Source organism: Neorhizobium sp. SHOUNA12A, from assembly GCF_023006505.1.
Classification (GTDB): domain Bacteria; phylum Pseudomonadota; class Alphaproteobacteria; order Rhizobiales; family Rhizobiaceae; genus Neorhizobium.
Window position 1 is genome coordinate 31239 of the sequence record NZ_JALBGV010000049.1, and the last position, 13175, is coordinate 44413.

Annotated in this window: 14 protein-coding genes; 6 read left to right on the forward strand and 8 right to left on the reverse strand. The window is 62.0% G+C overall.

Going from position 1 to position 13175, the window contains the following annotated elements; all coding sequences use genetic code 11:
* The first annotated feature begins 95 nt into the window (after positions 1-95).
* The 3 genes from MOV63_RS20545 (at position 96) to glcF (ending at position 4275) form a co-directional block, all read left to right on the forward strand.
* Positions 96-1535, forward strand: a complete 1440-nt coding sequence (locus MOV63_RS20545; protein ID WP_247036355.1) for an FAD-linked oxidase C-terminal domain-containing protein — start codon at positions 96-98, stop codon at positions 1533-1535.
* The gene (locus MOV63_RS20550) at positions 1532-2728 is read left to right on the forward strand and encodes an FAD-binding protein (protein WP_247036358.1); all 1197 of its coding nucleotides are present in this window, start codon (positions 1532-1534) and stop codon (positions 2726-2728) included. Before MOV63_RS20545 ends, MOV63_RS20550 begins: the two co-directional genes overlap by 4 nt.
* 242 nt (positions 2729-2970) lie before the next feature.
* Positions 2971-4275, forward strand: a complete 1305-nt coding sequence (gene glcF / locus MOV63_RS20555) for a glycolate oxidase subunit GlcF (RefSeq protein WP_247036360.1) — start codon at positions 2971-2973, stop codon at positions 4273-4275.
* A 59-nt stretch (positions 4276-4334) separates the two neighbouring features.
* Here glcF and MOV63_RS20560 read toward each other — a convergent pair whose 3' ends face one another.
* The 3 genes from MOV63_RS20560 to MOV63_RS20570 form a co-directional block, all read right to left on the reverse strand.
* On the reverse strand, positions 4335-5054 hold the full coding sequence (locus MOV63_RS20560; RefSeq protein ID WP_038540142.1) for an outer membrane protein: 720 nt from the start codon (positions 5052-5054) through the stop codon (positions 4335-4337).
* A 181-nt stretch (positions 5055-5235) separates the two neighbouring features.
* Positions 5236-5928, reverse strand: coding sequence for a L,D-transpeptidase (locus MOV63_RS20565; protein ID WP_247036361.1), 693 nt, complete (start codon positions 5926-5928; stop codon positions 5236-5238).
* A gap of 147 nt (positions 5929-6075) precedes the next feature.
* The gene (locus tag MOV63_RS20570) at positions 6076-6852 is read right to left on the reverse strand and encodes a L,D-transpeptidase (RefSeq protein WP_247036377.1); all 777 of its coding nucleotides are present in this window, start codon (positions 6850-6852) and stop codon (positions 6076-6078) included.
* Between the two features lie 252 nt (positions 6853-7104).
* Here MOV63_RS20570 and MOV63_RS20575 point away from each other — a divergent pair, with 252 nt between their 5' ends.
* Entirely contained in the window at positions 7105-7734 is a 630-nt protein-coding gene (locus MOV63_RS20575) for a DNA-3-methyladenine glycosylase I (RefSeq protein ID WP_247036363.1), read from the forward strand.
* On the opposite strand, the gene MOV63_RS20580 is transcribed toward MOV63_RS20575, so the two are convergent.
* The 5 genes from MOV63_RS20580 to MOV63_RS20600 all read right to left on the reverse strand — a co-directional run bounded on the left by MOV63_RS20580 (position 7721) and on the right by MOV63_RS20600 (position 10375).
* Positions 7721-8425, reverse strand: coding sequence for an HAD family hydrolase (locus MOV63_RS20580; RefSeq protein ID WP_038548757.1), 705 nt, complete (start codon positions 8423-8425; stop codon positions 7721-7723). The two genes, MOV63_RS20575 and MOV63_RS20580, sit on opposite strands and share 14 nt — an antisense overlap.
* Before the next feature lie 87 nt (positions 8426-8512).
* A complete protein-coding gene (locus MOV63_RS20585) occupies positions 8513-8884 on the reverse strand; it encodes a DUF305 domain-containing protein (RefSeq protein ID WP_247036364.1) in 372 nt (123 codons plus the stop codon).
* Between the two features lie 57 nt (positions 8885-8941).
* Complete coding sequence (locus tag MOV63_RS20590; RefSeq protein WP_247036366.1) at positions 8942-9307, reverse strand: hypothetical protein; 366 nt, start codon at positions 9305-9307, stop codon at positions 8942-8944.
* 46 nt (positions 9308-9353) lie between these two features.
* Positions 9354-10106, reverse strand: coding sequence for a hypothetical protein (locus MOV63_RS20595; protein ID WP_247036368.1), 753 nt, complete (start codon positions 10104-10106; stop codon positions 9354-9356).
* A gap of 35 nt (positions 10107-10141) precedes the next feature.
* Positions 10142-10375, reverse strand: a complete 234-nt coding sequence (locus MOV63_RS20600) for a DUF6290 family protein (protein ID WP_247036370.1) — start codon at positions 10373-10375, stop codon at positions 10142-10144.
* 144 nt (positions 10376-10519) lie between these two features.
* Here MOV63_RS20600 and hisS point away from each other — a divergent pair, with 144 nt between their 5' ends.
* The gene (hisS, locus tag MOV63_RS20605; RefSeq protein ID WP_247036372.1) at positions 10520-12127 is read left to right on the forward strand and encodes a histidine--tRNA ligase; all 1608 of its coding nucleotides are present in this window, start codon (positions 10520-10522) and stop codon (positions 12125-12127) included.
* Positions 12128-12325: 198 nt separating this feature from the next.
* Positions 12326-13175 (forward strand): ATP phosphoribosyltransferase regulatory subunit (locus MOV63_RS20610; RefSeq protein WP_247036374.1); only part of this gene is annotated, 850 nt, incomplete at its 3' end.

The following is a 13175-nucleotide window of genomic DNA, read 5'->3' on the forward strand; positions in this document are numbered from 1 at the left end:
TGCCGTCTCCAATCGGGTGATGCCAGCCGGGCGTTCGGGCTTCTTGTATCACTGGTAAAAAAAGTATACCAGTTGAATGTCTTTAGGAGGAGCCGGTGGCCGATACGATCAGTTTTCTGAAGCCTCGCGAGGCGGTGCTGTCGCGCCGAGCGGCGATCATTGCCGACCTGACCGAGCTTTTGCCCCCCGAGTGCCTGGTCCATGAGGCACGCGAACTGGTGCCGTTCGAGACCGACGCCTTCGTCTCCTACCGCCGCCTGCCGCTTGCCGTCGCTCTACCGAAGACCACGGCGCAGGTGGCCGCGGTGATGAAATACTGTCATCGTTATGGCATTCCGGTCGTGCCGCGCGGGGCCGGCACCTCGCTTTCCGGCGGCGCCATCCCGCAGGAGGATGCGGTCGTGCTCGGCTTGTCCAAGATGTCGCGCATCCTGGAAGTCGACTACGCCAACCGCACCGCCACCGTGCAGGCCGGCGTCACCAACCTCAACATTTCCGAAGCGGTCGGCATCGACGGGTTTTTCTATGCGCCGGACCCGAGCTCGCAGCTCGCCTGCACCATTGGCGGCAATATCGGCATGAATTCCGGCGGCGCCCACTGTCTGAAATACGGCGTCACCACCAACAACCTGCTCGGCGTGAAGATGGTGCTGGTTGACGGCACGGTGATCGAGCTTGGTGGCAAACATCTGGATGCGGCGGGTTACGACCTGCTCGGCCTCGTCTGCGGTTCGGAAGGCCAGCTCGGCATCGTCACCGAGGCGGTAGTGCGGCTGATCGCCAAGCCGGAAGGCGCCCGCCCGGTCCTGTTCGGCTTCGATACGTCCGAGCATGCAGGTGCCTGCGTTGCCGATATCATCGGCTCCGGCATCATTCCGGTCGCCATCGAATTCATGGACAAACCGGCGATCGAGATCTGCGAGGCGTTCGCCCATGCTGGTTATCCGCTCGACGTGGAAGCGCTGCTGATCGTCGAAGTCGAGGGTTCCGAGGCTGAAATGGAGGCGATGCTGAAGGCGATCGTCGAGATCGCCGGACGCCACGGCGTCAAGACGGTGCGCGAAAGCCAGTCGGCAACCGAGGCGGCGCTGATCTGGAAAGGCCGCAAATCCGCCTTCGGCGCCACCGGCCGCATCGCCGATTACATATGCATGGATGGCACGGTGCCGCTCGGCAAGCTCTCCTATGTGCTTAACAAGACCTCCGAAATCGTCGATCGTTTCGGGCTCAGGGTCGCCAACGTTTTCCATGCCGGCGACGGCAACATGCATCCGCTGATCCTGTTCAATGCCAACGACCCCGAGGATGCGGCCAGGGCCGAAGAGGCCGGCAACGAGATCCTGAAGCTCTGCGTCGATGCCGGCGGTTGCCTGACCGGCGAACACGGCGTCGGCATCGAAAAACGCGACCTGATGCGCCACCAGTATTCGGAGGCTGACCTCAACCAGCAGATGGCGGTGCGCTACGCCTTCGACGAAGGCTGGATACTCAACCCGTCCAAGGTCTTTCCGCTGGATGGACGGCCGGCCGCATGACGCTGATCCCGAATTCCGAGGCGGACGCCGCCTATATCATCCGCAATGCCGCCGGCGACGGCAAGAAGCTTGCGCTGTGCGGCGGCAATACCCGCGCCGGTTTCGGCAACTCCGTCGAGCCTGCCGAAATGATGAACTCGACCGGCCTTTCCGGCATCGTCGACTACGAGCCGGCGGAAATGGTGATGACGGTCAAGACAGGTACGCCGGTCGCCGAGATAGAGACGGCGCTTGCCGCCAACCGGCAGATGATGGCCTTCGAGCCGATGGATCATCGCGGCGTGATGGGCACGCTCGGCGAACCGACGATCGGCGGCGTGTTTGCGGCCAATGTCTCTGGCCCGCGCCGTTTCGTCTCCGGTGCTGCCCGCGACAGCCTGCTCGGCATCCGCTTCATCAATGGCCGGGGCGAGGCGATCCGCGCCGGCGGCCGGGTGATGAAGAACGTCACCGGCCTCGATCTCGTCAAACTGCTCGCCGGCTCGCACGGCACGCTCGGTTTTCTGACCGAGGTGACTTTTCGGGTGTTGCCGGTGCCGCAGACGTTGGAGACCATCGTCATCTCCGGCCTCGACGACGCGGCCGCCGCAAAGGCGATGGCGGCGGCGATGGCGCTGCCGGTCGAAGTATCGGGCGCCGCCCACCTGCCTCAGACCGTCCGGTTCCGTTTCCTCGGCGGTGGATTGCCGGAAGGCGAAGCGACTGTCCTGCGGCTTGAAGGCCTTGGCGCGTCGGTTTCCGTGCGTGCCGAAAAACTCGCTGCCGTCATGGAGGCCTTCGGTCCGGTCTCGCGGCTCGGCCTGGAGCAGAGCCAAACGCTCTGGCGCCAGATCCGCGATGTCTATCCCTATTCGGATGGAACCCTGAAACCCGTCTGGCACGTCTCGATCGCCCCATCTGCGGGCCACCAGCTCGTCGCCGCCCTCCGGCTAGAAACCGGCGTCGATGCCTTTTACGACTGGCAGGGCGGGTTGGTCTGGATGCGCATGGAAGCCGATCCGGAAGCCGAACTGGTGCGCCGCTATATCCGTGCTCTCGGCGGCGGGCATGCGACGCTGCTGCGGGCGTCGGATGCGGCGCGCGCGGGGACGCAGGCTTTTGAGCCACAGCCGGACGCAGTGGCGGCACTTTCTGCCCGCGTCAAACAGAAACTCGACCCGGCGGGCATTTTTTGCCCGGGGAAGATGGGGTGATGAATATGTCTTCGGTCGTGCCCAGGCGCCCCCCTCTGGCCTGCCGGCCATCTCCCCCACAGGTGGGGAGATCGGCTGGGCGCGCCGATACCGCCTCCATCACCGCTGTCGAAATTGGCGAGACATTGCCGCGATTCGATCTCCCCCCTTGTGGGGGAGATGTCCGGCAGGACAGAGGGGGGTGTGCTTCAGGACGCAGTGCCACCGATCGACACGCAGCTTCCGCGAGGGATATCCATTAAATGCAAACCAACTTCACCCTCGCTCAGCTTGCCGATCCGCATGTGGCCGAATCCGAGCAGATCCTTCGCCGTTGTGTGCATTGCGGTTTCTGCACTGCCACCTGTCCCACCTATGTGACACTCGGCAACGAACTCGACAGCCCGCGCGGCCGTATCTACCTGATCAAGGACATGCTGGAAAACGGCAGGCCGGCGGATGAGGAAGTGGTCACCCATATCGACCGTTGTCTCTCCTGCCTTGCTTGCGTCACCACCTGTCCCTCCGGCGTCGATTATATGCATCTGGTCGATCATGCGCGCATCCATATCGAGAACACCTACCGGCGCCCGCTGGTCGACCGGTTGATCCGCAACCTGCTTGCTGCCGTGCTGCCCTATCCCGCCCGCTTCCGCACCGCGCTCGGCCTTGCAAGGCTCGGCCGACCCTTCGCCCCGCTCCTGAAGCGGGTTCCGGCACTAAGGCCGTTGGGAGCAATGCTGGACCTCGCGCCGAAATCTGCCCCCAAGGTTTCCGACTCCGCGAGCCCCGGCATTCGCGCGCCTGGTGCCGAGAAGCGCGGCCGTGTCGCGATCCTGTCGGGCTGCGCCCAGCCGGTACTGGATCCGGGTATCAACGACGCGACGTTGCGGCTTCTCGCCCGGTTCGGTGTCGAAGTCGTGGTACCGGAGGGCGAGGGCTGCTGTGGCGCGCTCGTTCACCACATGGGCCGTGAAGAGCAGGCACTCGATTTTGCCCGCCGCAATATCGATGTCTGGACGCGCGAGATCGACAATGGCGGCCTCGATGCGATCATCATCACCGCGTCGGGCTGCGGCACGACGATCAAGGATTACGGCCACATGCTTCGCCTCGATCCGGCCTATGCGGACAAGGCGGCAAGGATTTCGAGCCTTGCCAGGGACATTACCGAATATCTGTCGACGCTCGACCTGCCGAGGCTGGAGCCGAAGCGGCTCAACGTCGCCTATCACTCCGCCTGTTCGATGCAGCACGGTCAGAAGATCACCATGGCGCCCAAGAACCTCCTGAAGGCGGCGGGCTTTACCGTCCGCGACCCGGGGGAGGGGCATCTCTGCTGCGGTTCGGCCGGCACCTACAATATCCTGCAGCCGGAAATCTCGGAGCAGTTGAAGGCCCGCAAGGTCAGGAATATCGAGGCCACCAAGGCGGACGTGATCGCCACCGGCAATATCGGCTGCATCACCCAGATCGCCTCCGGCACCACAATCCCGATCCTGCACACGGTGGAGCTTCTGGACTGGGCCTATGGCGGACCGAAGCCGGAAAAGATCCCGGCCAGATAAAAAGACCCAATAAAAAAGCCGGCGAAATCGCCGGCTTTTTTCGTCAAAGGCCCGAAGCCTTAGAACTTGTAGGAGACGCCAAGGTTGATGGCGTGCGTCAGGATGTTGGTCTTCAGCGAAGCACCGCTGTCGATATCCACATCCACGAACGAGTAGTTGCCCTTGTATTCGGCAAACATCGACCACTTTTCGGTCAGCTGGTACTTCACGCCGGCCTGGGCCTGGATCGTCGCACCGCCGAACTGATATTCGAAGGTGCGGCCGGAAGCGCGGGTCACTTCGACATGCGGCACGTTGATACCGACACCGGCGCCGACATAAGGCGTCCACCGGCTGCCCTCGATCGGGAACTTGTAGAGCGCGTTGACCGTCAGGAGGTTGAGGCCGTCGGTAAATTCGAAGACGCTCCAGCCGCCAGCCTTGGCCATCGTCTCGTCGTCGGCATAAACCTTGGCGTGGGTGTAATCGAGCGAGACGCCCCAGTTCGAGAGGGCGCCGCCGTCGAACCAGTAGGTGCCGCGGACACCCCAGTAGGGGGGCATCTGGAAAGGATTGGTATCCCAGCCGGCTGCGAAATCCGGTCCGTCGGACACGTCCACATGGGAATGCGGCGCGAATTCGTAGCCGCCGTAAACGGAGACTTCAAATCCTCCGGTGCTGACGGGGGCGACATAGGCGGGATTGGCCGGGGTCAGGTCGGCCGCTTGAGCCGGAGCAATATAAGCAAGACCAGCGGTGAGAAGCGTGGATGCGAAGGCGAGAGAAAGAATTTTGCGCATGAATCAGCCTGCAGGGAGGGACGTTGGCTCTTTGATGACTCAATGTTTAGCGGCGGATGCATCGCCGGTCTGTGCTTTTTTTGCACCAGTCGCTGACGAAGCTAAGCCAGTTATGGTTAACGAAACCTAAACCCGTGAAAAAGAGCGGCTTTCGCCGCTCTCCGGATCTTTGCTTGGTGGTTCAACCGCCGAAAATAGTGGCGAAAATGTCGATCCCGCGATCTTCGAAATCGACTTTCCCCTGCCGGTTGCCGGGGCCGATGACGATCACCTTGGTGCCGATGTCGGCGCGCGAATAAAGATGCTCGACATCCTTGTTCATCATGCGGATGCAGCCGGACGACATGTTGAGGCCGATCGTCCAGGGCTGGTTGGTGCCGTGGATGCGGAAGATCGTGTCGCGGCCGCCCTTGTAGAGATACATGGCGCGGGCGCCGAGCGGGTTGTCGATCCCGCCTTCCTGCACGGCCGGCAGAATACGGCCGGCGCGACGTTCACGAACGCGCATCTCGGCCGGCGGCGTCCAGGAGGGCCATTCCGCCTTGCGGCCGACATTGACGACGCCCGACCAGCCGAACCCTTCGCGCCCGACGCCGATGCCGTAGCGGGTCGCCCGGTTGGGGCCTTCGATATAATAGAGGAACTTGTTGTTGGTATCGATGATGATCGTGCCGGGCTTTTCGGTCGAAGAGAAGCGCACCATGCGGCGCTTGAATTCTTCCGGCACTTCCCGCGGTATTGCGACCAGCGTCACGTCGCTTGCCGGGCGTTCGATAAACGGCGCTGCCGGGCTGATTGCGCTCGCATGCCCGGCGGTAAAGAAGATCACGCCAGCCATCCCCATGGCCATAGCAAGGGTCTTGCCTGTCCTCATTCCCAAATCCTCTCCGATGTGTTGAGCGGCAAAAACTAGCCGACTCGGGCATCAAAGCAAGCAGGGACAGGTCTAATAAAGAACATGTGATGGCAAAAAGGCGGCGGGACTGTGTCTCCGCCGCCTCACCTTCGGCAATTGCCGGCATTACATGACGATGACCTTGGTGCCGATATTCACCCGTTCGTAAAGATCCGTCACATCTTCGTTGCGCATGCGGATGCAGCCGGAAGAGACCGCGCTGCCGATCGTCCAGGGGGCGTTGGTGCCGTGGATGCGGTAGAGCGTCGAGCCGAGATACATGGCGCGGGCGCCGAGCGGGTTTTCCGGGCCGCCGTCCATGCGGGCCGGCAGATAGTGACCCTTGACGGCTTCGCGCTGGATCATTTCGGATGGCGGCGTCCAGTCCGGCCATTCGGACTTGCGGGTCACCCGGTGCTCGCCGGCCCATTCGAAGCCCGGTTTGCCGACGCCGACGCCGTAACGGCGTGCCTGGCCATCGCCCGTGACCAGATAGAGGAAGCGGTTATTGGTATCGATGACGATCGTGCCGGCCTTTTCCTTGCTGTCGTAGGCGACTGTCTGCGGCAGGAACTGCGGTTCGATCTGGCCGCGGATCGGCTGTGGCCGCATCGCGACCTGTTGGGCCGGCGAGCGGTCGAAGATGCCGCGGCGAACCATCGGCTGCTGCTCGCGCTGCTGGTAGGCTTCACGTTGTTGGTAGACCGGGCGCGGCTGGGCGGCCTGGCGCGGATAGACAACTGGGCGGCCGTTCGGGCCGGCAAGCTGCATCACCCATGGGGCGGCGAGATCGGGGCTGACGACCACGGGCGGGCGCTCGCGATAGCGGTCCTGGGCAAGCGTGGCGGAACTGGAAAAGGCGGCGGCAAGGCCGAAGGCCAGGAAAAGGGTTTTCTTCATGATCGGATCCACACGTTACAAATCACCGACCGGACGCCCTCAAACACTTGGATAATTTGGCGTCGGTGTTGACGAACATGGTGACCGCGAGGTGAAAGCGAATGGTAAACGGGTGGAACATTCAAAGCCGGCCGGCCTATAAACCTTTTGGCAGGGTTACCGCCCGGTTTTGAAACATGGTTGACCAATGTTAAAGCCGCGCAAAACCGGTTAACCACAGCGGTCGGACCAAGGAAAATGGCCAGGGGAGCAGGAATGGAAAAGGCGGGAATCATCGTCGGCGAAGACGGCAAGGGGCGTTGCGCCTGGCATGGCGGTCTCGAAGACTATCGGCACTATCACGACGAGGAATGGGGCCGGCCGGTGACGGACGATATCCGCCTGTTCGAGAAGATCTGCCTCGAAGGGTTCCAGTCCGGCCTGTCCTGGCTGACGATCTTGAGGAAACGTGAGAACTTCCGCGCCGCCTTTGCCGGTTTCGATTTCGAAAAAATCGCGCAGTTCGGCGAGGAGGATATCGCCCGTTGCCTCGCCGATGCCGGCATCATCCGCCATCGCGGCAAGATCGTCTCGACCATCAACAATGCCGCCCGCGCCATCGACCTGAAGCGCGAGTTCGGCTCGCTTGCCAAGTTCTTCTGGAGCTTCGAGCCTGGCCCGCATCTGCGTCCGGCGGTGATGGACCTCGCCACGCTCCGGGCCAATCCCACCACGCCGGTTTCCGTGCAACTGTCGAAGGCCCTGAAGAAGCGCGGCTGGACCTTCGTCGGTCCGACCACCGTCTACGCCTTCATGCAGGCCATGGGCATGGTCAACGACCATCTCGAAGGCTGTTTCTGCCAGCGCGAGGTCGATGAACTGAGATTGAAATTCAGGCGGCCGTGATTTTCTGGAGGATCGAGGGCAGCTCGCCGAGATGTTCGATCTGGTGGAAGCGCGGCGCCGTGGTCGGCGCGTCCACGTGCTCCAGGATCCAGGTCAGCGCATGCGGCACGAACACGCCGTAGCTTCCCGCCGCAATCGCCGGCACGATATCGGATTTGAGCGAATTGCCGACCATCATCGCCCGTTCCGGCCCGTCCGCCACTTTGGAAAAGATGCGACGATAGGTGGTGGCGTTTTTCTCGCTGACGATCTCGACCGCATCGAAGAAATCGCCGAGGCCGGATTGCGCAAGCTTGCGCTCCTGGTCGAACAGGTCCCCCTTGGTGATCAGCACCAGCAGATATTCGCCGTTCAAGGTCTCCAGCGTCTCTTCCACATGCGGCAGGGTTTCGACCGGATGGCGCAACAGGTCGCGGCCGATATCGAGGATCTCGCTGATCGTCCTGGTCGGCACCTTGCCGTTGGTGATTTCGATCGCCGTCTCGATCATCGACAGGGTGAACCCTTTGATGCCGAAGCCGTAATGGGAAAGATTGCGCTTTTCCGCTTCGAGCAACCGCTCGGCAATCTGCGCACCTTCGGCGAATTCGCCGAGCAGTCGGGCGAAGTGCTCCTCCGTCAGCCGGTAATACTGTTCGTTCTGCCAGAGCGTGTCGTCGGCATCGAAGCCGATGGCGGTAATCGGGCGCATGGATCTGCCTCCACCCGCTGATATGGCGAAAAAGAAAGCGCCGGGCAAGACGAAAGCCTGCCCGGCGCCGATCTGCATGAGGGCTTGTTACTTGCCGTGCGCCTTCAACCAGGCCTGCATGTCGGCGATTTCAGCCTCCTGCGCCTTGATGACGGCTTGCGCCAGCTTGCGGATTTCCGGATCCTTGCCGTGTGCAAGTTCGACCTTGGCCATGTCGATTGCGCCCCGGTGATGCGGGATCATGCTGCGCACGAAATCCGCATCCGTATCACCGGAATACTGGATCGCCATATCCTTGTGCATCTTGGCATTCGCATCTTGGAATGCCTTGGTGGAGGGGCTGCCGCCGGTCGACGTGCCCATCTTGGAGTGGTCCATTCCTTTCATCTCCTGCGCGGCGAGCGAGCCGGTCATGAGAGCGGAGAGGACGGCGGTCATGAGAACGATTTTTGCAGACATAGGGTTTCCTTTTCCGTGTCCGACAGAATTTTGATGATGACGTAGATTTTAATTACGTCAGGCTCGGGGAGGCGGCGTCAGCGGCGCGGCTGCCGGAGAGGCGAGCGCCTGCTCGATGGCCGGCGAGGGGTAGGCATGGGCGAACCGGCCATCGTCGCCGATCGCCATTTCCGGCAGCAGCGTCAGACAGGCGGCGCATAACGGCGTCACGCAGGTCTTGCCGCCATGCGGGCATGGCTGCTGCGATGACCCATGGGAATGCCCGGCCTTCGCCGTTTCGGTCGCCTTGCCATGGTCGTGATGCTGCGAATGATCCTGCACGGCCGCTGGGCTCGCCGCCTGCATGTAAGGCATGCCGACCGCCGGCATGGCCCCGTAAAGGAGCCAGGCAAAGAACATCAAAATGGCGGCGGAACGTGACATGGTTCTGAATCTACGGTCGTCTTCGCGGAAATCAACCGCGCGGACATCACAAGGCGATGACATCGTGCACCGCCTGATACACCTTGCTGAGTTCGCCATAAGGCGCGACCGGCCAGGTCCAGGCCCGTTTCGCAGCCGGCGCCGGCACGCCGCAGAACAGGTCGGCCTCTTCCAGCACCTGGCCTGCCCGATCGGCGACGCGATAGGCGGTGTCGGTGATCAGAGCCGTTTTGCAGGGCAGTGCGGCAAGGCCATCGAGATGCGCCCGGACCAGTCGCTGCAAGATTTCCTCACGCGCGGGAGTGTTTTCGGCCTCCAGCCGGCGTTTCGATCCCACCCCGATCTGCGACAGGATATTGGCCGAGACGACGAGATCGAGATACGGCACCTGCCGCAGGAACGACAGCGGCTCCGGAACCTTGGCTGTGACCGCATCGTCGAAGCCGGAGAGGTCGCGCGAAATCAGCCGGACATTTCGGAACCGCTTCCCCTTCAGCCGCATTCGCACGCTCGCCAGATGCACGAGGTCGACCAGCACCACCGTATCGAATTTTTCCGAAAGATCATCGATCGGCACGTCGCGCAGCAGGCCCGAACCCAGCACGACGCAGGTCCGCCGCTGCTTTATGCCAGCGACCGTCTCGCGAATGAAGGTCTTGCAGTTCTCCTCATGCGCTGCCCAATCCTTCGCGCACCGCCCGGCCCGCGACCACAGGCTGACCGATGAATGGATGAAGGGACGGAATTTTTTGGGCGTGACCAGCGAGGTCGAGGCGTATTGGATGGCTTCAGTGAGCATGAGTTAGCGATAGACCTTGCTGCGGTGGCCGGCTTTCAATTCTCTAATCCAACCTCGCGTTCAAGCTGTTCCATCGTGTAGGTACTAGAATTACCATTTCGAATTTCTTCCATCGCACGATCTGCTGCAGCAATGTCATGCAGATCTTCCAGATGACGATGCAGGACTTGCGCGACATAGGCATCGGTATCGAAGCCATGGATATCCGCATAGCGGCTGAGCAAACCATACATTGCCTCCGGGATTTCAATGGCGACGCGTTTGCTCATGACCTTTGCCCCTTCAGGGGTATAATATATAGCATCGCGCCCGCGTCTTCACCAGCCGCCGCCCTTGCCGCTCAGGCCTCTATCCTCTAAGAAACCGCACACAAATCCGGCCTCTCCGGGGCCTTTGGCAATGGAATTCCGATCATGAACGACAAGAGCAAGAAACCGCAGAAACTCAAAGCCCGCCTGCCGCGCGGCTTCGTCGATCGTTCCGCCGCCGATATCCACGCCACCAACGAGATGACCGCGAAGATCCGCGAAGTCTACGAGCGTTACGGTTTCGACCCGGTCGAGACGCCGCTGTTTGAATATACCGATGCGCTTGGAAAATTCCTGCCCGACAGCGACCGCCCGAACGAGGGCGTGTTCTCGCTGCAGGACGACGACGACCAGTGGATGAGCCTGCGCTACGACCTGACCGCGCCGCTCGCCCGCCATGTCGCGGAAAACTTCAACGAGATCCAGCTGCCGTTCCGCACCTATCGCGCCGGTTACGTCTTCCGCAATGAAAAGCCGGGTCCTGGCCGTTTCCGCCAGTTCATGCAGTTTGACGCCGATACGGTCGGCGCGCCGGGCGTCCAGGCGGATGCCGAAATGTGCATGATGATGGCCGATACGATGGAAGCGCTCGGCATCAGGCGTGGCGACTACGTGATCCGGGTGAACAACCGCAAGGTTCTGGACGGCGTCATGGAGGCGATCGGGCTTGGCGGCGACGACAAGGCTGGCCAGCGGACCATTGTACTTCGCTCGTTGGATAAATTGGATAAGTTTAGCTGGGAAGAAGTTGCAAAGCTTCTTGGCGAAGGTCGTAAGGATGAAAGTGGGGACTTCACCTCTGGTGCGAAATTAACATCGAGGCAAATCTACGACCTTCAGCGATTTAAGGATTTTGCTGCGCGAATTACAGAAGCATATTTTCCCGACGCTGCTCGCTTCATCCGCAGCTCGCCGAAAATGGCGGAGCAGCAATATAATGAGGTCCGTAAAGGCTTGAAGTTTTTGGGCGAGAACAATGTTCTGTCCGAGGGGATCGAAGAATTGATCACCATCCATAAGCTGGCCGCAGCAGCAGGTTACGCGAAGATGGGTACTGATGGAGAAGAGCGCGTGAAGCTCGACCCGTCGGTCATCCGTGGTCTCGAATATTACACCGGCCCCGTTTACGAAGCTGAACTTCTCTTCGACGTCACTAACGAGAAGGGCGAAAAAGTCGTGTTCGGCTCGGTCGGTGGCGGCGGGCGTTATGATGGCCTTGTGTCGCGCTTCATGGGCCAGCCGGTTCCGGCGACCGGCTTCTCGATCGGCGTCTCGCGCCTGATGACGGCGCTGAAGAACCTCGGCAAGCTCGGCCAGGGCGAAGTGATCGCACCGGTTCTGGTCACCGTCATGGATGGCGATGTCGAGAGCATGGGCCGTTACCAGCGCTTCACCCAGGCGCTGCGCAACGAAGGCATCCGCGCCGAGATGTACCAGGGCAACTGGAAGAAATTCGGCAACCAGTTGAAATATGCCGACCGCCGCGGCTGCCCGATCGCCATCATCCAGGGCGGCGACGAGCGGGCAGAGGGCGTCGTGCAGTTGAAGGACCTGATCGAAGGCAAGCGCCTTTCCGGCGAGATCGAGGACAATGCCAGCTGGCGCGAGGCGCGTGTGGCGCAGGAAACCGTTCCCGAGGCGGATCTGGTCGCCAAGGTGAAGGAGATTCTCGCCGCTCAGGCGGAGGATCGGAAAAGGGCGGGCAATGCGTGAGCTCTACCCCCCTCTGTCCTGCCGGACATCTCCCCCACAAGGGGGGAGATCGGCTGGGCTACTGCTCACCACTTCCTATCTAACGTCGCGTCCTTCGCAGCGCTCCTTCGGGGGCGTCGGTCATGCCGCTTGTGATCTCCCCCCTTGTGGGGGAGATGCCCGGCAGGGCAGAGGGGGGTATTCCTGGGGAGCGACCCCATGCCCCTGATCGACATGCCCGATTTCTCCGCCGACCTCCTCGCCGAATTCGCCGCACGCCGCACCGAGCGGGTCAACACGCCGGTCATTCAGCCGGCCGAACCCTTCCTCGACATGGCCGGCGAGGATCTGCGCCGTCGGATTTTCCTCACCGAAAGCGAGACCGGCGCCAATCTCTGCCTGCGGCCGGAATTCACCATTCCGGTCTGCCTGCGCCACATCGAAACCGCAACCGGCACCCCGAAACGCTATTCCTATCTTGGCGAGGTTTTCCGCCAGCGCCGCGAGGGTTCCCACGAATTTTATCAGGCCGGCATCGAGGATCTCGGGAATAAGGATATCGCCAGTTCCGACGCCCGCGCGATTGGCGATGCGACCGGCATCCTGAAAGCGCTGCTGCCCGGCAGCAAGCTCGCGCTCACACTCGGCGACCAGGCGGTGTTCGAGGCGGTGGTCAAGGCGCTTGGCCTGCCGTTCGGCTGGCAGCGGCGGCTGATCCACGCGTTCGGCGACATGGCCCATCTCGAAGCGCTGCTGGAACGGCTCGCCAGGCCCCAGCCGGTCACCGGCCTTGATCCGGAGATCGCCGAACTGATCGCTTCGGACAACGAGGCGGATCTCGTCGCCCGCATCGACCGCACCATGCAGGAAACCGGGTATTCCACCAATGCCAGCCGTTCGCCGACCGAGATCGCGAGAAGGCTGAAGGAAAAGCTGGAACTGGCCGAAACCCGGCTGGACGGCACGGCGCTGCTGCTGCTGCGCGAGTTCCTGACGCTGCAGCTTCCGCTCGCCGAAGCGCCCGCCGCGCTCGCTGGTTTTGCCGATGCCGCCGGCCTGAAGCTCGGCG

Coding starts and splice junctions, on each gene's coding strand:
- hisS (WP_247036372.1), top strand. CDS start 10,520: ATGAACGACAAGAGCAAGAAACCGCAGAAACTCAAAGCCCGCCTGCCG.
- MOV63_RS20600 (WP_247036370.1), bottom strand. CDS start 10,375: ATGAGCAAACGCGTCGCCATTGAAATCCCGGAGGCAATGTATGGTTTG.
- MOV63_RS20585 (WP_247036364.1), bottom strand. CDS start 8,884: ATGTCTGCAAAAATCGTTCTCATGACCGCCGTCCTCTCCGCTCTCATG.
- MOV63_RS20590 (WP_247036366.1), bottom strand. CDS start 9,307: ATGTCACGTTCCGCCGCCATTTTGATGTTCTTTGCCTGGCTCCTTTAC.
- MOV63_RS20595 (WP_247036368.1), bottom strand. CDS start 10,106: ATGCTCACTGAAGCCATCCAATACGCCTCGACCTCGCTGGTCACGCCC.
- MOV63_RS20560 (WP_038540142.1), bottom strand. CDS start 5,054: ATGCGCAAAATTCTTTCTCTCGCCTTCGCATCCACGCTTCTCACCGCT.
- MOV63_RS20565 (WP_247036361.1), bottom strand. CDS start 5,928: ATGAGGACAGGCAAGACCCTTGCTATGGCCATGGGGATGGCTGGCGTG.
- MOV63_RS20575 (WP_247036363.1), top strand. CDS start 7,105: ATGGAAAAGGCGGGAATCATCGTCGGCGAAGACGGCAAGGGGCGTTGC.
- MOV63_RS20580 (WP_038548757.1), bottom strand. CDS start 8,425: ATGCGCCCGATTACCGCCATCGGCTTCGATGCCGACGACACGCTCTGG.
- MOV63_RS20550 (WP_247036358.1), top strand. CDS start 1,532: ATGACGCTGATCCCGAATTCCGAGGCGGACGCCGCCTATATCATCCGC.
- glcF (WP_247036360.1), top strand. CDS start 2,971: ATGCAAACCAACTTCACCCTCGCTCAGCTTGCCGATCCGCATGTGGCC.